The 19,241-nt window shown below is 61.6% G+C and carries 17 protein-coding genes, 1 tRNA gene and 1 pseudogene; 9 read left to right on the top strand and 10 right to left on the bottom strand.

From position 1 onward, the window contains the following. Positions 1-27 precede the first annotated feature (27 nt). Positions 28-486 (top strand): DUF4079 domain-containing protein, encoded by a 459-nt coding sequence (locus tag CJZ82_RS08515; protein WP_094555380.1) that lies wholly within the window; start codon positions 28-30, stop codon positions 484-486. 19 nt (positions 487-505) lie between these two features. Here CJZ82_RS08515 and CJZ82_RS08510 read toward each other — a convergent pair whose 3' ends face one another. The 4 genes from CJZ82_RS08510 to CJZ82_RS08495 form a co-directional block, all read right to left on the bottom strand. Next, positions 506-1,153 carry a DUF1997 domain-containing protein gene (locus tag CJZ82_RS08510; RefSeq protein WP_094555379.1) on the bottom strand — a complete coding sequence of 216 codons (648 nt, stop codon included), beginning with the start codon at positions 1,151-1,153 and terminating at the stop codon, positions 506-508. A gap of 195 nt (positions 1,154-1,348) precedes the next feature. Further along, positions 1,349-2,545 carry a 4-hydroxy-3-methylbut-2-enyl diphosphate reductase gene (locus CJZ82_RS08505; protein WP_094555348.1) on the bottom strand — a complete coding sequence of 399 codons (1,197 nt, stop codon included), beginning with the start codon at positions 2,543-2,545 and terminating at the stop codon, positions 1,349-1,351. A gap of 62 nt (positions 2,546-2,607) precedes the next feature. Continuing rightward, positions 2,608-2,946 carry a P-II family nitrogen regulator gene (locus tag CJZ82_RS08500; protein WP_094555347.1) on the bottom strand — a complete coding sequence of 113 codons (339 nt, stop codon included), beginning with the start codon at positions 2,944-2,946 and terminating at the stop codon, positions 2,608-2,610. 10 nt (positions 2,947-2,956) lie between these two features. Then, positions 2,957-4,279: an ammonium transporter gene (locus CJZ82_RS08495; protein ID WP_094555346.1), complete on the bottom strand. Its 1,323-nt coding sequence runs from the start codon at positions 4,277-4,279 to the stop codon at positions 2,957-2,959. 604 nt (positions 4,280-4,883) lie between these two features. Between CJZ82_RS08495 and CJZ82_RS08490 the strand changes: the two genes are divergently transcribed. From CJZ82_RS08490 to CJZ82_RS19575, 4 genes and pseudogenes are all read left to right on the top strand, one after another. Then, positions 4,884-6,455 carry a response regulator transcription factor gene (locus CJZ82_RS08490; protein WP_094555345.1) on the top strand — a complete coding sequence of 524 codons (1,572 nt, stop codon included), beginning with the start codon at positions 4,884-4,886 and terminating at the stop codon, positions 6,453-6,455. Further along, positions 6,452-8,794 carry a CHASE domain-containing protein gene (locus CJZ82_RS08485; protein WP_094555344.1) on the top strand — a complete coding sequence of 781 codons (2,343 nt, stop codon included), beginning with the start codon at positions 6,452-6,454 and terminating at the stop codon, positions 8,792-8,794. Before CJZ82_RS08490 ends, CJZ82_RS08485 begins: the two co-directional genes overlap by 4 nt. Before the next feature lie 644 nt (positions 8,795-9,438). Beyond that, complete coding sequence (locus CJZ82_RS08480; RefSeq protein ID WP_094555343.1) at positions 9,439-10,704, top strand: PrsW family intramembrane metalloprotease; 1,266 nt, start codon at positions 9,439-9,441, stop codon at positions 10,702-10,704. A 160-nt stretch (positions 10,705-10,864) separates the two neighbouring features. Next, positions 10,865-11,758: pseudogene (locus CJZ82_RS19575) on the top strand (mechanosensitive ion channel family protein); the annotation flags it as partial. Positions 11,759-11,841: 83 nt separating this feature from the next. On the opposite strand, the gene CJZ82_RS19570 reads toward CJZ82_RS19575, so the two are convergent. Beyond that, complete coding sequence (locus CJZ82_RS19570; RefSeq protein WP_369820039.1) at positions 11,842-11,922, bottom strand: hypothetical protein; 81 nt, start codon at positions 11,920-11,922, stop codon at positions 11,842-11,844. On the opposite strand from CJZ82_RS19570, the gene CJZ82_RS19565 reads away from it, so the two are divergent. Next, positions 11,912-12,370: a cyclic nucleotide-binding domain-containing protein gene (locus CJZ82_RS19565; protein ID WP_369820038.1), complete on the top strand. Its 459-nt coding sequence runs from the start codon at positions 11,912-11,914 to the stop codon at positions 12,368-12,370. The genes CJZ82_RS19570 and CJZ82_RS19565 overlap by 11 nt on opposite strands. Positions 12,371-12,575: 205 nt before the next feature. Here the strand turns inward: CJZ82_RS19565 and CJZ82_RS08470 are convergent, their stop codons facing one another. After that, a complete protein-coding gene (locus tag CJZ82_RS08470; RefSeq protein ID WP_094555341.1) occupies positions 12,576-14,021 on the bottom strand; it encodes an ammonium transporter in 1,446 nt (481 codons plus the stop codon). A gap of 131 nt (positions 14,022-14,152) precedes the next feature. Beyond that, entirely contained in the window at positions 14,153-14,935 is a 783-nt protein-coding gene (gene sfsA, locus CJZ82_RS08465) for a DNA/RNA nuclease SfsA (protein WP_094555340.1), read from the bottom strand. Positions 14,936-15,057: 122 nt separating this feature from the next. Between sfsA and murJ the strand changes: the two genes are divergently transcribed. Continuing rightward, positions 15,058-16,671 carry a murein biosynthesis integral membrane protein MurJ gene (gene murJ / locus CJZ82_RS08460; RefSeq protein ID WP_094555378.1) on the top strand — a complete coding sequence of 538 codons (1,614 nt, stop codon included), beginning with the start codon at positions 15,058-15,060 and terminating at the stop codon, positions 16,669-16,671. Here murJ and CJZ82_RS08455 read toward each other — a convergent pair. The 3 genes from CJZ82_RS08455 to CJZ82_RS08445 form a co-directional block, all read right to left on the bottom strand. Further along, on the bottom strand, positions 16,655-16,921 hold the full coding sequence (locus CJZ82_RS08455; protein WP_094555339.1) for a cytochrome-c oxidase: 267 nt from the start codon (positions 16,919-16,921) through the stop codon (positions 16,655-16,657). The two genes, murJ and CJZ82_RS08455, sit on opposite strands and share 17 nt — an antisense overlap. A gap of 94 nt (positions 16,922-17,015) precedes the next feature. Continuing rightward, entirely contained in the window at positions 17,016-17,306 is a 291-nt protein-coding gene (locus tag CJZ82_RS08450) for a DUF3181 family protein (RefSeq protein ID WP_094555338.1), read from the bottom strand. Between the two features lie 15 nt (positions 17,307-17,321). Continuing rightward, the gene (locus tag CJZ82_RS08445; protein ID WP_094555337.1) at positions 17,322-17,579 is read right to left on the bottom strand and encodes a hypothetical protein; all 258 of its coding nucleotides are present in this window, start codon (positions 17,577-17,579) and stop codon (positions 17,322-17,324) included. 96 nt (positions 17,580-17,675) lie between these two features. Here CJZ82_RS08445 and CJZ82_RS08440 point away from each other — a divergent pair. Together CJZ82_RS08440 and glyA are read left to right on the top strand one after the other, a co-directional pair. After that, a tRNA-Arg gene (locus CJZ82_RS08440) sits at positions 17,676-17,749 on the top strand. A gap of 190 nt (positions 17,750-17,939) precedes the next feature. Next, positions 17,940-19,229: a serine hydroxymethyltransferase gene (gene glyA / locus CJZ82_RS08435; protein ID WP_094555377.1), complete on the top strand. Its 1,290-nt coding sequence runs from the start codon at positions 17,940-17,942 to the stop codon at positions 19,227-19,229. Positions 19,230-19,241 lie beyond the last annotated feature (12 nt).

The following is a 19,241-nucleotide window of genomic DNA, read 5'->3' as shown; positions in this document are numbered from 1 at the left end:
CGCTGCCAACGGCTTCACCCCGTGACCATGCCTGATGCTCTCGCTTTCAATCTGAATTTTTTGCACCCGTTGCTGATGTGGGCGTTGCTGGCCCTCTCCGTCTATGCCCTGTTCCTGGGCATCAAGGCCAAGAAGACCCGCACCGCCGATGCGGAGCAGCGCAAGGAGCTGATCAAGGGCAAGTTCGGTCAGCGCCACTTCCAGATCGGCTCGATCGTGCTGGCGGTGACGGTGCTCGGCAGCTTCGGCGGCATGGCCGTCACCTACCTCAACAACGGCAAGCTGTTCGTGAGTCCTCACCTGCTGGTGGGCATCGGCATGGTCTGCCTGATCGCCGTGGCGGCCTCCCTCTCGCCGCTGATCCTCAAGGGCAATCTGGTTGCCCGTAAGGCTCACGTCGGTCTGAACATGACCCTGATGACCCTTTTCCTCTGGCAGGCGGTCACCGGCATGCAGATCGTCAACAAGATCTGGACCGACCGCTGAGGACCTGCTCAGAAGGTTGTCAGAAGGGGGCTCGGCGCCGGGGCGGGCATTCCAGTTCGTGGGTGGCGTGAAAGTCTTCCTGGACCTTCCAGGTGAGCTTGCGCGAGATCTGACGCACGATCTGACGCAGCAGGTGATCGCCGCTGGATTGGACCAGCTTGTCGGGAAGCAGGCCGATCACCGCTGGCAGCCTGATCCACACACAAAGGTCGAGTTCCCAGCGCACCTGGGTGAGGACGCCGGTGCCGGCCTCTGAGCCCTCCTCCAGCTGCAGGGCGGCGTTGAACTCGACGTCGTAGATCTCCTGCAGGCTGGGGTCGGGGTCGCTCAAGGCCGCCGTGACAATGCGATAGATGCCTTCGCTCTGGGGCAGGAGCTCCAGGCCGATCGTGGGTTCCACCTCGAAGCCGAAATTGCCGAAGCGCCCCAGGGTCAGGGCATAGCCGTTGGGCCCGAGCGGTTGCACCGTCATCGGGGCCGCGCAACGCCGGAACCAGCCATCGTGGTGGTCGAGATAGGTGCCCACGGACTGGGACGGCGCCCGCATCTCCATGACATCGGCGAAGCTGCTGCTGTACCGGTGAACTCGAAGATCGTCGCTATGGCGCAGGGGCAGGGCTTCGGACGGCGGGCACTGGGCAGACTCCGGATCCTGGGCAAAGGCCACGGTTGGCGAGGCGTCGCGGGACAGGGCGGTGCTCAAAACTGTTTGATCTCCTCAAGGCCCGGGCAAGTACCCCGTGAAGGCGGGAGACGATGGACCAATTTAACTGCGGCTTGCTTGGGCGGCTGGGGCGGTTGTGACAGCCATGGGAGCTGAGGGTTGGAAGGGGCTCTGCTCAGCCGCTCCCGATGTTCGCCCTCAGTTGCCGCAAAGCTCCATGAGGTGGCGGATCACGTCCTCCACCACCCGGTCAGGAGTCGAGGCGCCGGAGGTGATGCCCACGCGCAGGGGACCCTCCGGCAGGAAGGGCGCCACCACCTCCAGATCGCCCCCAAGCGGCATGTGCTCGATGCGGTTGCCAGGCCCGATCCGCTCGGGTGTGTCGATGTGGAAGGAGCGGATGCCGCGGCTGACGGCGATCTCCTGCAGGTGAGTGGTGTTCGAGGAGTTGTACCCGCCGATGACGACCATCAGATCGAGCGGTTCATCCACCAGGGAGAACATGGCGTCCTGCCGCTCCTGGGTGGCGTCGCAGATGGTGTTGAAGGCCAGGAAGTGGTCGTTGAGCTCAGCCGGGCCGTAGCGCTGCAGCATGGTGCGCTCGAACATGCGCCCGATTTCCTCGGTTTCACTCTTGAGCATCGTCGTCTGATTGGCCACACCGACGCGCACCAGATCCAGGTCGGGATCGAATCCCGGGGAGGACGCCTTGGCGAAATGGGTGATGAAGGCCTCCCGGTCGCCCTTGCCGAGGATGTAGTCGCAGACCATCTGGGCCTCGGCCAGATCCAGCACCACCAGATAGGTGCCGGCGAAGGAGCTGGTGGCGAGGGTTTCCTCGTGCTTCACCTTGCCGTGGATGATCGAGCTGAAGGCGTGCTTCTTGTGCTTCTCCACGGTGTTCCACACCTTCGAGACCCATGGGCAGGTGGTGTCGACGATGTGACAGCCGCGTTCGTTCAGGAGTTGCATCTCCTGCACGGTGGCGCCAAAGGCGGGCAGGATCACCACATCACCGATCCCCACCTCGGAAAAGTCCTTGACCCCTTCCTCGACGCGTATGAACAGGACGTTCATGTCGCGCAGATGGGCGTTCACTGACGGGTTGTGGATGATCTCGTTAGTGATCCAGATCCGCTCAGTGGGGTAATGGCGGCGTGTTTCATAGGCCATGGCCACGGCACGCTCCACACCCCAGCAGAAGCCGAAGGCCTCGGCCAGCCGCACAGTGAGACGGCCATGCCGCAGCTCGTGGCCATTGTCCCGCAGGCCGGCGATCAGATCGCTCTGATAGGCCTGCTCGAGACTCCCTGCCACCTCCTCGCCGAGGCCGAAGCCCCGGCGGTTGTAGCGCTCGGAGTGGTGAAGCGAGCGCTTGAAGGCACGGGTATCCATGGCAGCAGGCCTCGGTTGAGAGCAACTCTATGGAAAAGCCCCCGTTCCGGTGGGGGCCTGGCTCAGAGAGCTGCCTCGCCGCGTTCGCCGGTGCGGATCCGCACAACGATGCTCACCGGAGTGACGAAGATCTTGCCGTCACCGATCACTCCGGTGTGGGCCGCTTCACTGATGGCGGCGATGGCGGTTTCCACCTTGTCGTCGGAAACCACGGTGGAGAGCCGCACCTTGGGCAGGAAATCGACCGTGAACTCGTTGCCGCGGTAGCGCTCCACCTGGCCTTTCTGCCGGCCGAAGCCCCGCACCTCCGTGAGCGTGAGGCCAACCACATCGATGGCCACAAGAGCTTCTTTGACGGCGTCCACCTTGGAGGGCCGTACGATTGCTGTGATTTGCTGCATGAGATAAGCTTCAGGAGGTCATGGGTTCGTAGGCATCTTCGCCATGCTCGACGTAGTCGAGTCCGCGTTCTTCGTCCTCAGAAGTGACACGCAGCGGCATAACAGCGCTAAGGCCCTTCAGAATGATGAGCGTGCCGAGACCTACGAAACCATAGGTGATCACGACGGCCTTGAACTGAGCCACGAACAGGGCGAAGTTTCCCCCTGTAGCGAGAAGCTCTGCTGAAACGGGGAAGTAGTCGGCTGGAACGAGTTCCTTGGCCGCCAGGATTCCGGTGAGCAGGGCGCCGACCGTACCGCCCACGCCGTGCACGGAGAAGGCGTCGAGCGATTCATCCAGCATCGTTTTTCTGGTGCCGCCATAGCCGCCGAAGCCGGAGAGCTGAACGGCCACGAAGCAGACTGAGGCCGTGACGGCACCGATCAGGATCGACTGGGGCATGTAGACGAAACCGGCGGCAGGGGTGATGCCCACAAGACCAGCCACGGCACCACTGGCGGCCCCAACGGCGCTGGGTTTGCCGTTTTTGAACCACTCGATCAGGCACCAGGTGAGCATGCCGGCCGATGCACTGGTGGTGGTGGTGAGGAACGAGAAGCCTGCTCCCTTCGCTGCAAAGTAGCTGGCACCATTGAACCCGAACCAGCCAAACCACAGCAGGCCGGCCCCCAGGAGGATGTGGGTCACATTGTGAGGTGGACGGACGCTGTCGGGGTAGCCGGTGCGGGGGCCGACGATGGCCGCTGAGACCAGAGCCGCCACACCGGAGGCGATGTGGACCACGGTGCCGCCGGCAAAGTCAATCGCACCAATTCCAAAGCTGCCGAGATAACCGCCGCCCCACACCATATGGGCCATGGGGCAATAGATGAGAAGGCTCCAGAGCAGGCAGAACCAGAACCAGGCCTTGAAATTGATGCGTTCGACCACGGCACCCGAAATCAGGGCAGGGGTGATGATCGCGAACATTCCCTGGAAAAGGGCGAATGAGGTGCCGCTGATCGCGAACCCATCTGCCAATGGAGCATCCCCGAGCGGCCCACCCACTCCGTTCAACCACATGAACTCGAGGCCGCCGATGAAGGGACTCTTGAAGCCGGTGCCGAACGAGAGGCTGTAGCCGATCACGACCCAGAGCACCCCGATGAGCCCCATCAGGAAGAAGCTCATCATCATCGTGTTGAGAACGTTCTTGGCGCGGGTGAACCCCCCGTAGAAGAACGCAAGCCCTGGAGTCATCAGCAGCACAAGGGCTGATCCCATCAGCATCAGCAGGGTGTCGGCACCATCCGTTGGCACCTTGGTGAGAGCCGCATGGGCGGAGCCGGCCATCAAAGGCAGCAGGCCGGCTCCAGCGGCGAGCAGGATGATGGCGTAGCGGCGGAGATGGGAATGCCCTACTCCTGAGAGAAGCTTTGATCGAACGGAGTCGACTGTGGCGAGAGCTGAGGACTCTCCACCAAGTTGACTTCCTTCAAGTGTTCCCAAAGGGGGTTTTGGCAATGATCAAAAGGTTTCTACCAGTTTTTCGGTAGCTATCTGTATCTGTGGCTACAGAAGCAGCGGGCCATGTTTTGCGATTTGGAGAATATGTTGATTGCATGAAAACACGGGGAAAGAGTTCTTGACCGTTGCCCCTGGTGGGTGTACCAGACAGGGTGGTTCTTCGTAGAGTTGTGAGGGATTGACGATCGACTGACCTATGCAATGCTGCGTGAAAGCGAATTCCTCTCGGCCTGGCCACTTGTAATAATTTGTGAGGGCCCAGTGGAGCGACGCCTGAGAATTCCTTGGTGCTCGATCCTTCTCCGCCCTCTCGGAACAATGACTATGACGAATTCATGTGATCTAAGGGCTCAGGTTTTTCGCTAGGATCCTCAAGTCGTTCATTCCTCAGCGACCTCATGTTGCTGGTTCTGCAGGAGGGATAGGAAAAATGGTAGATCTTGACCGGCTTGAGGCACTCGATACCCTGATATGGATGCGTGGTTCGGACGCTGCTGCAATCGCAATCTTCGCTACCCAGAGCACGATCATTCGTCGATCAAGGCATGCGCTCCAGGCCTTCGGCGTCAGCCTTCAGCGTGGACACGGTACCTGGAGAGTATCAGGGGATTCTGATCTTCTTGACCTTGAGCGCAGGATTCATCAGGAGGCTCGTTTCTGTGGCAACCGCAGGCTACGCCTGCACATGCCATGGTGGACAAGTAGTCTAATCAATGCTGAACTCAGAAAGCAGGTAGCCATACGGTGGACAGCTCATCCGGATGGCGTTCGAAATCGTGAAGATGATCCTATCTCCTTGCTGAAAAATAGAGTTATTGACGCTTGTTTCGTTACGCCGACGCAGATGCCGGTCGTGGATCCTGACTTGTCTGTCATTGATCTTTATCAAAGCGACATCCACCTGATGGCTCTGACTGATGATCGAGTCCCATTTTTGGATGCCCATCACGAGGCCAATGGCTTTCGGCTGCAACTGTTTGACTTCCTGCCCCAAAGTTGCAGGGCTGCATCGAGGGCCTGGTTCGATCGCCATGTCGACATGGAGGACTTGGAGGCCAAGCAACTGGCGACATCCCAACCGACCGCGAACTTTGCCTATCTGACACCCAACATGGCGCAGGCTGCGGGAATCCATGTAACTCCTCTATGTTTGACCCCCAGGCCCTATGTTGAGCGGCTGGTTGTTCGAAAGGAGTATCGATATCATCCGGATGTGGAGCAACTCCTGGCCGCGCTCTCCGATTCGTTCGCTCGATTCGGATCCCGAGTCAAAGCAAGCGACGTAACATTTCCTTACTCCTTGCAGGATTTGCATGGCAGGCATTCCGGGGCGGCAGCGCCTTTATTCTTGAATGCAGATCGATGTCCAGCTTCACCGTTGAGGGAGACTGAGCGGCAAGCCTGCCTGATCGTTGAAGATCAGGGGATTCTTGCAGAGCTGCTGGCTGAAAATCTTGCCCAGCAGCTCCCCGGCCTGATGGCGATTCAGACGGCGGGAACCGTGGAGGAAGGAGTTCGAGTCGCCCAGACCTGCAGGCCCAGGATTCTGATCCTTGATCTGTTCCTCCCCGATGGATCAGGCCTGGAAGTCGCTGAAGTCCTCTTGGCTGTGGAGCCCAGTGCTCAGGTGATCGTACTGACGGCTGAGCCCCATCGGATGCAATGCAGCCGCCATCTCCACCAGGCCATTACCGCGGTGCTCGACAAGACCCAGGCCCTGGATCGGCTCCATGAGCAGGTGAAGGCTCTGCTCCATGGGAGCGAGCATCCCAGAGACTGCCGCGCCTCAAGACTTGGAGATCTCACTGATCGTGAGATTGAGGTGCTGCAGTTGATCGGTCAAGGACTGAGCTCCAAGGAGATCTCCCGGAGACTCACCATTTCGCTTGGGACGGCGCAGACCCACAGGAAAAACATCATCAGCAAGCTGGGTATCAAAGGAGGGGAGCTTGTGCTCTTCGCTGCCCGGCAGTTCCCAGCCAGGGGTCCGGTGAGGGCATGAGGCTCGGCTGGGTTGGCTCCAGGTATCGCCTGTGGACCTTGGCCAACCTGGCGGTTGCTGTCAGTTATCTCCTGATCGGCGCTCTGGTGCTGTGGCTGGGCCGCGCAACAGGCGTTGCGATTCCGCTGTGGCCTTCGGCCGGGCTTGCTTTCGTCTGCCTGCTGAGATGGGGACCGGTGCTGCTGCCAGGCGTGATGGCGGGAGCGCTTGTGATCAACGGTCTTGATCTGGCCTCCTATGGCTACTCGCCTGGCCAGCTGGCTCTCCTCAGTGCCACTCCCACTGCCGGCTCGTCGCTTCAGGCTCTCTGCGGTGCATGGATGGTGCGACGTTGGGTGGGGAGCCGCCCCCTCCTGACGAGGCCCCGGGAGATCATCCTGTTCCTCGGAATGGGTGGCCCACTCAGTTGTGTCATCGCTCCTGCAGTGGGCGTGACAACCCTTGTGCTGGGCGGTTTCCTGCCGCCTGGGGATTCGTTCGTGGAGGCGCTGGTCTGGTGGGTGGGCGACTCCATCGGTGTGATCGTCTTCGCGCCCTTGCTCCTGATGGCCTTGCCGGGGGAAGCTGCGAATTGGCGCGGTCGACGCTGGCTGGTGGGACTGCCCCCCGTGTTGCTGAGCGCCCTGATCCTGGCCCTGTTTCTGTACTACGGGAACCTCCAGCAGCAGGAGATGGTCAGCTCCCTCGACCGTGCCGCATCTCGGGCCGTGAACCTGCTTCAGGTGAGGCTGGCCTGGCAGGAGGGGGCGCTGCAGGCCGTACGGGGCCTTTTCACGGCCTCAGGACAGGTGACCCGCAGCGAGTTCCGTACGTTCACCCTCTTGATTCTGGCGAGAACGGACGGATTGGTGGCCCTCTCCTGGGATCCTCTGGTGACCCGAGAGCAGCGGCCTGCTTTCGAGCGGCACCTGCAGGAGATCTACGCGGATTCAGGCCTTGGTATCCGCGAGCGGCGGGACGGTTCGATCCAACCGGCGAGGGCCTATGCCACTCACGTGGTGGTGGAGCGAATCGAGCCCTTCGAACGTCATCGCGCAGCACTCGGCTATGACATTCAGTCCGATCCCATTCGGGCGCTGGCCCTCCACCACGCCCTGGAGCACGGATCGGTCCAAGCCACCGCCCCGATCCAGCTGGTGCAGGGCAATCGCAGCCAGTTGGGCATCCTGAATGTGCTGGCCGTGTTCGACGAACCTGGTTCGGTGCGTCGCCTCGCCGATCGAGATCGTCAGTTGAGGGGATTTGTTGTGGGTGTGATTCTGCCGGATGACCTCGTTGCGACAACATTTGCTGCACCCGTCTGGAAGGAGCTGAATCTGCAACTGAAGGATGTCACGACACCAGAAGAACCCATTCTACTCGCCACCACCCCCAGCCACCTGACAACGATTGAGCAGGCCGGTGTCTGGAGCCGCACGCATCAGTATGAGCATGAGATTGTGCAGCGTCGGCGCTTCCAGCAGGCAGGCCGCGACTGGCAGTTGGAGGTGCGTCCGAATCCGGCATTTTTCTTGAGACAGAGTGCTTCCAACGTCCCAGTCCTGCTTGTGGGCGGCCTGAGCCTCGTGGCTGTGCTGGAGGCTCTGCTGCTGCTGATCTCGGGGACTGAGTTGGAATCCCGCAGGGGTCTGGAGGAAAAACTACGTCTGAGTCTGATGACCGCCGCGCTGGCGCATGAGATCAAACAGCCTCTATCCGCTTTGCTTCTTCAGTCCAGAATGGTCTGCCAACTCGCATCAGACCAGAACCAACTGGCACAGAACACGGCGCTGGATCAGGCGATTCTGGGAATGCAAGAAAGCTGCCGATCGGTGGGTCAGTCGATCACTGCAATACAGGAGTTGCTATCGCATCGTTGCACTAATTCTGCCTCTCTCAATCTTAGCGACCTGGTGCACAATGCCCTGCTGATCCTGAAGTCGGATGCGATGGGCCGAGGCATCCATCTGCAGTCATGGGGGCTTGAGCAACCCCGAGTGGTCATCGGAGATGCCCAGCAATTGCAGCTCATGGTGCTCAATCTGCTACGCAACAGTCTGGAAGCCACTCCTGCAGGCGGCGTCGTGGAGGTAGGCCTGGAGCTGAATCGAGACGTAGTGGAATTGCGGGTTGGCGACAGTGGCCCTGGGTTTGTCACTCACCTCAGCGATCCAGATCAGTTCCTGCTGGCTAGTTCAAAGACTGGAGGGTTCGGGCTGGGGCTCTTCATGGTTCGTACTGCCGCGGACAACCATGGGGCGAAGATCCGTTTTGGACGCTCCAGGCTGGGCGGGGCTGAGGTTGCGGTTCGCTTTCCGGCCCGCCTGGTCCGAACCGCTCGGCGATCCAGGGCTGACTGACCTCGCCCTTGGCTCGCCAGGACGGAGATCGCTATCGCCTGTTGGATCTCGACAGTCCTTGTGCCGAAGTGCTGGCTGAACGGCCCAGGGACTGCACCATGTCGCGGAAGGCTTCCACCTTCAGACCTGCTTGAACCGAGAGCTTCAGAGTCGTCAGGATGAGGATGCCAGCCATTGCGGTCATGGCCGATTTGGCTCTTCTGGAAAGGGGCCTGCTTGGAACGAACCTACGAGAACCCGAGGAATAGACTTCGCAATTCGTCATGCGTGGATGCCCTGAGGCCCTGTCTTTTTTGGATCTTCGGATCCGTTTCGGTTGGGCGCATCTCTCCTGGAAGGTATTTCTGCTGACCAGCGTCTACCTGAAATGGTGTATCTTTGCTGCGCTCCTGCTCGCGGTGCTGTGCCTGATTTTGTGAAAGGCAAATCCATTGCCACCCTGACTTGCGTTAAGCAGCGTACAAATGCGCACCCTCGCCTCCAAGGAATGGTGAGATCAAGCTATAATCGCTGGATGGCCCGCCTCTCTTGGGTAGGGTATGGCGTGACCCCCGGCAGGGCTGCCAATAACTGATCGACTCAGGATTGCCTCATCGCCTAAATCGTCCCAATCCTCAGACCTCTTCATCTGTTGATCCCCATCCATGTCGATTGCTGCTGGAAGCCGGTTTCTCTTTGATTCGCCGCTTAGCAATCCGAGAGTGGCTCGCTTGATTGCGATTGTTTTGGCAATTCTTGCCGAGGCCTCCCTGATCGTCCTTGTCAAGTTCCAGCTGATGAGCCTGGCTCCCAGCTCACTGGGCGTGTTTCTGCGTGCTCTGCTCGTCTCCGGATTGCTGTCGATCATTCCCTTCGCGGCTCTGTGGTTCTTGGACCGTCGTGAGCGGGAATCGATCTGGCTTTATATCGTGATGTTTCTCTGGGGAACTCTCATTGCCACCGGCATTGCGTCCCCAATCATTGGAATTCTATTTCCAAAGGCAACTCATCTCGCCTTTCTCCACTCCGATATCCTGAAGCAGGTGACCCAGAATTCGGGGCCCACCTTTGCGGCGATGTTGCTGACCCCGGCAATCGAAGAGTTTGTGAAGGGGCTGGGTGTGTTCATCGTGTTTCTCCTGCTTAAGTCCGAGTTCGATGGCGTCCGAGATGGATTCATCTATGGTGCATTGATTGGGATTGGCTATAATCTGATAGATTCCTCATTCTATCTTGCCCAGGCCTATGCCCAGACTGGGGTGGCACCGTGGTGGCAGTATCTGGTCACCCACCATTCCTTGATGGGTTTTGGTGGCCACGCTCTCTATACAGGTCTGTTTGGGATGGGTCTGGGTCTCGCTCGCCAGACGACGATTCCCTGGCAACGAATCGCTGCTCCTGTCGCTGGGTGGCTCACTGGATTGTTGGCCCACATCACAGGAAGCCTGATGGGCCTCCTGACGATCTTTCTGGCTGTTTCGGTCGTCGGCAAGAGTCTCGCAGCACCGTTCAGCCCTGGATCTGACTTGTTCTCCAACCCCTCCTTCTGGGCACTTCTGCTGTCGGGTGGTTACATCAGCTTCTTCTGGTCTTTCCCATTCGTGGCTCTAGCAGGTCTGATGCTCTGGCGAAGCGGTGAGTGGGAGCGAAAGGTGATTCGAGACGAGCTGGTTGATGAGGTAGAGCCTGTGATTACGTTGCAGGAGTATCAGGCTGTTCTGGCTGATCGGATGTTGCACACTCGTCGGATTCAGGGAATCAGCAAGGCGCTGTCGGCTTCGATCGTTAATGCCCAGAACGAGCTAGCAATCCGAAAATGGCGCCTCAGTCACCATGGAAAGGATCCAGCCGCCGATCCGCTGGTTGCCTCCTGGAGAGAGGAAATCACACGGCTTAGAGCAAGCACCTTAGAGCAAGCACCTGAATCTTGAGATCAGGTTGTGTGTGGATGGCCAGCTTTTGCATTGATTTGAGTGGGCATCCTTGTAGCGCACTGAATTCCGTTCTCAGCAGCCAGGTCTGGCTAGGATTGCCTGGCAATAATAAGCTCGCCTGCCACTGATGCACAGGGGGTTTTAGAGCCAGCCCTTCATGATGGCTATCCTGACCAACCTCCTGATCGCCATTGGGCTGCAGATTCTGCTGCTCACCATTCGGGTCCTCTGCCGCAGGCGCCGGATCCCCCGGATTCCGCTGCGGCTGCCCAGCTTTGCCATCTGGCTCTGGCTGATCCTCTCGAGCCTGCCGGATTCGTTGGTAGCCCTCCGTTTTCGCCCCTGGCTGGACAGCGCGCTGTTGCTGAGCCAGTCCTATGCGGCTCTCCAGCTGTTGGTCTGGTGCACTCTGGAGGTTCCCGGTTCCGTGTCCTGGTGGCCGCGGCCGCCGAAGATCCTGAGGGACCTTGGCATGTTGGTGGTCGCTGCAGTGATCACCGTGATGGTGCTGCAGGAACAGGCAAAGATCAATGTGGTGGGAGTGGTCACCACCTCCGCCATCCTGACGGCGGTGATCGGCCTGGCGGCTCAGGAGTCTTTGAAGGACCTCTTTGCCGGAATCGTTCTGCAGGTCGATTCTTCGTTTCAGGAGGGGGACTTCATCAGTGCAGGGAATGGGATTGAGGGGTGGGTCGTCTCACTGACGCTGATGAGTACCCGCCTCCAGCACGTTCACGGGGCTCTGATCACCCTGCCCAACAGCAAGATGTGGAGTACTGAGATTCGACGTTTCGGTCCCCGCGGACCGATTGCACGTGAAATTCATCTCAATCTCGATCTTGATCTTCCGCCGGAGAAGGCGACGACTGTGCTCACAGAGGTGGCCAGGAGCAATCCCCTTGTCTTGAGTGACCCCGAACCGACAGCCTTTGTCTATGCCTATGCGGATCATGCGATCACCTATGAGCTGGAGGTCTGGCAAGAGGATCCTACTGACAATGGATTTGATGTCTTGAGGGGGCAGTTGCTGGCGCAGATCTGGTATGCGCTCGAGCGAAACGGCAGAACCCTCCCCTACCCGGTTCGCGAACTGCGCCCGAAGGCCAGGCCTGCCGCGAATGATGATCCTGCCGGTTACGATCTGCCGTCTCGACTGGACTTGCTTAGGCAGAATGTTCTTTTTGGCCATCTCAACGCCTCACAACTGGAGCAGATAGCACCACTGACGCGTTGTATTCGTTACGCCTCAGGTGAGTCTATAATCGTCGAAGGCGATCAAGGAGACGCTCTCTTCCAGCTGGTGCGAGGTAGGGTTGAAGTGATCAAATTAATGGACGATGGGCGTCCTAAGACGGTTGCTCAGCTTGGAGTCGGAGCGATCTTCGGCGAGATGAGTGTGTTCAGCGACCACCCCCGCAGTGCAAGCGTCCGTGCAATTGAGGAATGCGTGCTTCTGGAGGTGGAACGTGACGATCTCAGACCCGTGCTTGAAGGCAATCCAAGGCTTGTTGAAGAGCTTGCGCAACTGGTCAGTGAGCGCCGGGCCCAGCTCATCAGCTTGAGCCAGGAGGTCAAGCAGGCTCAGACGAATCAGCTGATCCATCAGATGCTGCAAATCTTCTCGAACCTCACTGGCGGGGATGCAGATGAGCGACCACGATGAATGCGGCCTGTCTTGGTCTGGATTCTTGCGAGTCAGCTTGGACCAAGGCACATCTGTGCGCTCGCATGACTCTCATGGCCCATGGCTCCTATGGATTCCGGTGCTTATCGGATCGGCCAAGGGTGCCAGGCAGGAGACCCTTTCAACCCATGAAAAAGCCCGCGCCGATCGGCACGGGCCAAGAGCTTGACGCTGGTGAAATCGATCAGTAGTTCGTGGTTGCGAAGTCTGGGTAGGCTTCCATCCCATGCTCACTGATATCGAGGCCCTTGATCTCCTCTTCCTCGTGAACACGGATTCCATCGAACATAACCGCCAGAATATTCCAGAGGATGATGCCTGTGACGATGGCCTCAGCCGCGATGGCAAAGGCTCCAACCAACTGGAGGCCGATCTGGCCAAACCCATGGCCGGTGAACAGTCCATGCTTGGTTGAAAAGACACCCACAGCCAGGGTGCCCCAGAGTCCGCAGGTGCCGTGAACGGACCAGGCTCCTACCGGATCGTCAATCTTGAGGATGTCGATCCAGCCGACGGAGAAAACAGCCAATGCGCCGCCGATGGCACCCACGATCCAGGAAGCGGGCATGGAGATGTCGTTGCAGACAGCCGTTACGCTCACCAGTCCAGCCAGGATGCCGTTGATGGTCATCGAGAGGTCCGGTTTGCCGGATTTCAGCTGGGAAACAATCGTGGCGACAATGCCTCCAGCTGAAGCGGAGAGGGTAGTGGTGACGCAGATGTAAGGAACGTTCTGATTGAACGCCAACTCAGAGCCGCCATTAAACCCATACCAGCAGACCCAGAGAAGCAGGGCTCCCAAGGTGGCGATCGAGAGGTTGTGGCCAGGAATGGCCTGCGGCCTGCCCTCTAGGAATTTACCGATCCGGGGACCGAGAATGATGGCCCCGACCAAGCCACCCCAAGCTCCCATGGAGTGCACGGCTGTGGTGCCGGCGAAGTCGATGAAGCCCAGCTGCTTCAGCCAGCCTGCTGAATTCCAGAGCCAGGCGGCGCCGATCGGATAGATGATGCCGCACTTGATCGCTGAAAACAGAACAAACGGTGCGAACTTGATCCGCTCAGCCACCATGCCGGAAACGATGGTTGCCGAGGTTCCTGCGAAGGCAGCCTGGAAGAGGAAATCAAGACTGGGAACCAGTTTGGACTCCTTGACCATGTCGGCTGTCACCGTGGGATCAAAGAACAGTCCATTGAAGAACAGCCAGCCGCCGGCGATGGAGTTGCCATACATCAGCGAATAGCCAACAAGCCAATAGGCGGTGACTGCGACTCCAAAAACGATCAGGTTCTTGGCGAGAATGTTGACGGCATTTTTGGACTGGCAGAGTCCGGCCTCCACCATCGCGAACCCCGCGTTCATGAAAATAACGAGGATTGCCCCAATCAGCACCCAGAGGTTGTTGGCGAGAAAGGTAGCCGAGAGTTCTGGAAGCTCGGCGGCGTGGGCGGAGAGGTTGAACACTCCGAGGCCGAAGAGGGCCAGGGGTACACAGGCCAGCCAGGTGAGTGTGCGGGAACTGGAAAGCCCTCGCACGCTGCGCAGCAGCAGTTCGGGAGCCTCAAGCAGGCTTGCCTCCTGGAGAAGCCGCTGTCGGCGTCGCCCAGGGGCGTGAGGAGCAAATGTCATGGAGCGGAACGTCCTACAGGGTTTTGTGGAGAGAGGGTGGATCACGCCCGAAGGCGTTGGTACCAGGAAAAGGTGCACGTTGCAGAACCAATCGCCGGTTGCAGCCGCTACAAAATCTCTGATCGAATCGCCTAGAGACGTGCCTGGGGGTCCTGGGGGATCACGCTGGCCACGCCGAGCCAGCTCACCCCCTCGGCGCTGAAGCGGTAGCGCAAGGGCAGCACCTCAACCCCTGCCGCCAGGGCCTCACGGAACAGTTCGCCGTAGCGGGGATCGGCCGAATCCCCCGGTGCGAAGGCCGTCACGTCGGCGCGGCTCAGGCAGGGAACGAGCAGGCCGCGGGCTTCGGGTCCAACGGCTATCAGCTCACGCAGGTGCTTCTGACCCCTCTCGGTGACTGTGTCCGGGAACAGAGCAAGCTCCCCCCGGCTCCAGGTGGTGTTCTTGACCTCCAGATAGATCGGCCGGGGGTCGGCGGCGTCGGCGGCAGGGCTCAGCAGCAGATCGATCCGGCTGCGACGGTTCTCCCCGTAGGGCACCTCGGCGCGGATCGAGCCGATCGGTCCCAGCCATGGCTCCAGGCAGCCCGCTTCGATCGTGGCCCGCACCAGCCGGTTGGGCAGGGCCGTGTTCACCCCCACCCAGCAGTCCTGGTCGTCACTGCCTTTCACCAAGGCCTGCTCCCAGGTCCAGGCCAGCTTGCGCTCGGGTCTGGGGTCGTGGCGCAGGCGCACCCGCCCGCCGGGGAGGAGCACCCCGGTCATGGGTCCGGTGTTGGGGCAATGGGCGGTCACCACCTGGCCGTCAGCCAGCTCGACATCGGCCAGGAAGCGTTTGTAGCGGCGCAGCAGCACCCCCTCCACCAGGTTCTGCATCGGCAGGATCAGGCTGGGGCAGGGCTTCGGATCCGGCATCAACTCGGTTGCTGGCCATGGGGGCTGGCTCAGGCGCCCATGGTGCCGCTCGGCCGGTCGGTATGGCTGCGGGCGGCGGGGTGGAGAATCCCCCGATGGATGCGGCCCAACGGCCTGACTGGATGGCGAAATCCCTGCGGCGCATCGCCCTGATCGTGGCGCTGGCCACGGCCCTGAGCAAGGTGGCCGGATTGCTGCGCCAGCAGGTGATTGCCGCCGCCTTCGGGGTGGGAGTCGCCTACGACGCCTACAACTACGCCTACGTGCTGCCGGGATTCTTGTTGATCCTGCTGGGGGGCATCAACGGGCCTTTTCACAGCGCCATGGTGAGTGTGCTGGCCCGCCGTCCCCGTGAGGAGGGCGCCCACGTCTTGGCCGCCATCAACACCCTCGTGGGCGTGGGCCTGCTGGTGGTGACCGTCCTGCTGCTGGTAGGCGCCGACCCCCTGATCACCCTGGTGGGGCCGGGGCTCGATGGGGAGCGCCACGCCATTGCGGTGCTGCAGCTGCGCTGGATGGCGCCGATGGCCCTGTTCGCCGGCCTGATCGGTCTCGGCTTCGGAGCCCTCAATGCGGCCGATGTCTTCTGGCTGCCCTCGGTGAGCCCGCTGGTGTCCAGTGTGGCGATGATCGCCGGCATCGGCCTGCTCTGGTTCCAGCTCGGAGCGGCCATTGCCCTGCCGGCGACGGCGGTGCTGGGAGGGATCGTGCTGGCGGCCACCACCACCCTGGGGGCGGTGCTGCAGTGGCTGATCCAGCTGCCCGCCCTGGCGAAGCAGGGCCTGCATCGCTTCCAGCTGGTCTGGGACTGGAAGGACGAGGGGGTGCGCGAGGTGCTGCAGGTGATGGCGCCAGCCACGCTCTCTTCGGGGATGCTGCAGATCAACGTCTTCACGGACCTGTTCTTCGCCTCCGGCATCGTCGGTGCCGCCGCTGGCCTGGGCTATGCGAACCTGCTGGTGCAGACACCCCTCGGCCTGCTCTCGAACGCGCTGCTGGTGCCCTTGCTGCCGGTGTTCGCCAGGCTCACGGCTCCGGCTGATCGGTCGGCCCTGGTGGGCCGGATCCGCCAGGGGTTGATGCTCTCAACCGCCAGCATGATGCCGTTGGGGGCCCTGTTCGTGGCCCTGGCTGTTCCAATCGTGGCCCTGGTCTACGAACGGGGTGCCTTCGACCGGGGGGCGGCGCTGCTGGTGGCCAGCCTGCTGATGGCCTACGGCGTGGGCATGCCGGCCTACCTGGGCCGCGACGTGCTTGTGCGGGTCTTCTATGCCCTCGGCGACGGCACGACCCCCTTCCGCTTCTCCCTGGCCGGCATCGGCTTCAACGTGATCTTCGACTGGGTGCTGGTGGGCGGCCCCAGCCCCTGGGGGCTGCAGCTGCCTGGGCTGTACTTCGGGGCCCCTGGCCTGGTGCTGGCCACGGTGGCCGTCAACCTGCTCACCTGCGCGGGATTGCTGCTGGCGTTGCAACGGCGCCTTGGGGGCCTGCCCCTGCGGGTATGGGGGCGGGACAGCCTGTGGCTGCTGCTGGCTGCCGTGGTCGGTGGGGTGGCCGCCTGGGTGCTCTCCAGCTCCGTGGCCTGGCCAGGCGGACTGCTGGGCCAGCTTCTGGAGTGCGCCCTGAGTGCCGGCCTGGGCCTGACTCTCTATGGCCTGATCGCCAGCTGGACAGGGGTGCCCGAGGCCCGCGATCTGGTCCTGCAGGTGCGCGCGCGCCTCAGTCGGGGTTCCTGAGGGTCACCCGGCGCTCCTCGCGCACCTGAACCGGGATCTCCAGGTGGCTGCGTCCGAGCATCTGGGGGCCATCCACCGAGAAGATCCGCGCCTCGATGCCGAAATCACGAAAGGCGTTCTCCAGTTCCTGGATCAACGCCTTCTCCACCTGGGCCTCGGCGTCGACGACCTTGCCGATCAAGCGGCCGCCCAGGGGGCCGATGCGCTGACGGACCACCTCTCGGGCATTGGTGACCTCGATGACCAGCATCCAACGCCTGCAATGGGTTTGAACCTTATCCGCTGAGCAACGTCCAGGCCGGCACTGTCGTGCTTCTTCAGCCGCAGCCACCCACCACTGGGGATCAGCGCCCCAGGTTCTCAAGGACGTCCTCGAGATCACGCAACTGTCCCGGGGGGAGCAGACGGGCCAGGGGTAGGCGGCTGGAGCCTCCGCCGATCGGCACCTGGACCGCTTCGAGGGCCTGGCGGGCGCAGACTCCGGGGCCCTGATCGAGCCGGGCCGCGCACTCGATCGCCAGGGTCATCGCCAGGCCGGCATCGCCCAGGTAGAGATGCCAGCTGGCCACCTGGATGTAGAGGCGGTCTGCCAGAGCCAGGCTCAGCTCCTCGAGTTCAGGTCCCGTCAGGCTCACTGGACTTGGCTGCGCTCAGGCCTCACCTTGGTCGAGTGTCTGGCTTCGTGGGCGCAGCCGCAACACGATGATGAGGTGCAGCAGCCAGCCCGCCCCCCAGGTCAGGCTCAGCCAGCTCAGGTGCTCCCAGGGATGACGCAGCCCCTGCACAAACCACAGGCCCGTGTTCAGGGCAGCGAACAGGCCGCCATGGAGGCAGAGGTTCACCACACGCTCGTAGTGGCGATAGGTGGGGTCGGCGGGGTCGGCGGGGCCGTACCAGCGGATCGGCATGGGGAGGGGGAACGCAGAGCCTGAGGTGGCTGACTCGATTGTGCCCCGGCGACAGTTGACGAATGGCCCCCCCATGCGGTGAGAATGCATGGGTAAGCGCTTGTAGCTCAGCGGATTAGAGCATCTGACTACGGATCAGAGGGTCGGGAGTTCGAATCTCTCCAGGCGCGCTTGTCAACCGTCCGGCATCGGACGGTTTTTTTTGTTTTTTCCTCCTCCAGTGGCGTTGACCCGGGCGTTGACGGCCAGGGCGTTGACCCGACCGCGCTCCCTCCAGCCATCTGGCCCTGGGCCAACCGGCCAGCTGCAGCGCCGGGATGATTTCTTACGATGGAAAACTCGCGCCTTTCCGTCGACACCATGGTGGAAACCACCGGTACGCCCCTGAACCAGTCCCTGGCGGCCGGTGATCCCGCCATCGCCGCCCTGATCGGCCGAGAGCTGGAGCGTCAGCAGACCCATCTGGAGCTGATTGCCAGCGAGAATTTCACCTCCCGGGCCGTGATGGAGGCCCAGGGATCGGTGCTTACAAACAAATACGCCGAAGGCTTGCCACACAAGCGCTACTACGGCGGCTGTGAGCATGTCGACGCGATCGAGGAGCTGGCGATCGCCCGGGCCCGCCAGCTGTTCGGGGCCGCCTGGGCAAACGTGCAGCCCCACAGTGGCGCCCAGGCCAACTTCGCTGTGTTCCTGGCCCTGCTCCAGCCCGGCGACACGATCCTGGGCATGGATCTCTCCCATGGCGGTCACCTCACCCATGGGTCGCCCGTGAATGTCTCGGGCAAGTGGTTCAAGGCCGTCCATTACGGCGTCGATCCCCACACCCACCAGCTCGACTACGACGCCATCCGGGCCCTGGCCGAGCAGCACCGCCCCAGGCTGATCATCTGTGGCTACTCGGCTTACCCCCGCACGATCGACTTCGCGGCTTTCCGCTCGATCGCCGATTCCGTCGACGCCTTCCTGCTGGCCGACATGGCCCACATCGCCGGCCTGGTGGCGACAGGTGCCCACCCCAGCCCCATTCCCCATTGCCATGTGGTCACCACCACCACCCACAAGACCCTGCGGGGCCCCCGCGGCGGACTGATCCTCTGCAATGACGCCGAGTTCGGCAAGCGCTTCGACAAGGCCGTCTTCCCCGGCAGCCAGGGTGGCCCCCTGGAGCATGTGGTGGCGGCCAAGGCCGTGGCCTTCGGCGAGGCCCTGCAGCCCTCCTTCCGGGCCTACAGCCAGCAGGTGATCCGCAATGCCCAGGCCTTGGCCGCGCGGATCCAGGAACGGGGCATCGCCGTCGTTTCCGGTGGTACCGACAACCATCTGGTGCTGCTCGATCTGCGCTCGATCGGACTGACCGGCAAGGTGGCTGACCTGCTGGTGAGTGAGGTCAACATCACGGCCAACAAGAACACCGTGCCCTTCGATCCTGAATCGCCCTTCGTAACCAGTGGCCTGCGCCTCGGCACCGCCGCCCTCACCACCCGTGGCTTCGATGCCGACGACTTCGCTGAGGTGGCCGATGTGATCGCCGACCGGCTGCTTCATCCCGAGGACAGCGTCATCGAGCTGCGCTGCCGCGAGCGCGTGCGTGCCCTCTGTGAGCGCCATCCGCTTTACGGCCCTAGCCGCATTCCCCAGCCGGCCTGACCCCGACTGCCT

The organism is Synechococcus sp. 1G10, from assembly GCF_002252625.1.
In the GTDB taxonomy this organism is placed as follows: Bacteria; Cyanobacteriota; Cyanobacteriia; order PCC-6307; family Cyanobiaceae; genus Regnicoccus_A.
The sequence above is the reverse complement of the archived record's forward strand: the minus strand, read 5'-3'. Positions and strand labels throughout refer to the sequence as shown.